Genomic DNA, 1,374 nt, shown 5'->3' on the forward strand with positions numbered 1-1,374 from the left:
TCTGCAATTACGTCCTCTTCTGGTGAAGCAGGCGCATCTTCCTCTACAGACTCTTCTTCCGCTTCTTCTTTGACAACTGCAGCAGGTTCTTCTAACTCTTCATCAGCCGATTCAAGTTCAGTAGGCTCATCAGATTCAACCGGCTCATATTCTTCTTCATAGTCATCAGATTCTTGCTTCGCACGCGACTTGGAAATCAACCACAACGCAATCAATAGAAGAATCAAGATACCCGCCACACCTGCTTGGTATAGAGGGTTAGTCATAAGCTTGTTCAGCAAATCTTCTTGAAAGTTAACTGGTGCTGGAGCTTCAGCAGGCGCAGCTTCCGCAGGTTTTACTTCTTCTACTTGAATCTCTGCAACGACTTCAGTCACCTCAACTTGCTCAGCGATCACTGAGCCATCTTCATCTAGAACTACCGTTTCTTTTACTTGCTCAACAATGACTTCAGCAACTTCTGCGGTTTCTTCAACTGATTCTTGAGAAGCACCCTGCTCACCATCAACCTCAGCCTGCGCAGCGTCTAATTCACTTGCACGCATTTGCGACTGCAAGCTCGCTAGCTGATCATTTTTTAGCGTAAGTATGCGCTGAAGGGTCTCAAGTTGCTCTTCAAGCGCATCAACCTTACCGCTTAACTCTTCGTTCTCGAGATTCGCTTTATCGAGCTGCTCCAGAGCAATATTCATTTCACCCTGAGACACACCAGTAGCGTTTGAACCTTGAGGATCTGAACCCGCTGAATCAGATGCTTTTGAATCTTTATCTGGAACAACTAGCTTAAGTTGATCCTGATTCGCCGCAGGCTTTTGTGTTTTCGGAGATGATTGAGTTGAAGGTTTAGAGGAAGAAGTCGGAGTCTTGGTCTTTGGCTTTCTTAGAGCAGCATTTTGCTCAATAACCGAATTGATCGCCTGATAAGCACTACGCGATGTCATTTGATCGCGCGTTGGCAAGCGCAGAATTTGGCCCGCTTTCATCTTATTGATATTTCCATCAATAAAAGCGTCAGGATTCAAATCCTGAATCGCAAGCATCACTTGTTGCGGACTAACATTCCGATCTGGACGAATGCCTGTCGCGATATCCCAAAGCGTATCTGTTGATTTAGTTGGCCCGTACGTCTCGTTACCAGCCAAGGCACCGGCTTTCGGTTTCACGCTAGAACGCACTGCCAAGTTATCTCCTTTTTCAACGGATGCAGGTGCAGAAACTTGCGGTTTTGCTTGTTGAGAGGCTGCAGGGCTAGCAACGACAGGTTTGTCTTCTGCGAAAACTGGCGGATCGATCAACAAAGCGTATTCACGCAATAAACGACCGCTTGGCCAAATTACTTCAACAAGAAAGTTAATGAACGGTTCACGGACTGGC

1 protein-coding gene is annotated in these 1,374 nt (G+C 46.4%); it reads right to left on the minus strand.

What is annotated here, in order from left to right:
- A partial coding sequence (locus A3762_RS15180) for a FimV family protein (protein WP_304439289.1) occupies nucleotides 1–1,374 on the minus strand: 1,374 nt, incomplete at both ends.

Source organism: Oleiphilus sp. HI0125, from assembly GCF_001635355.1.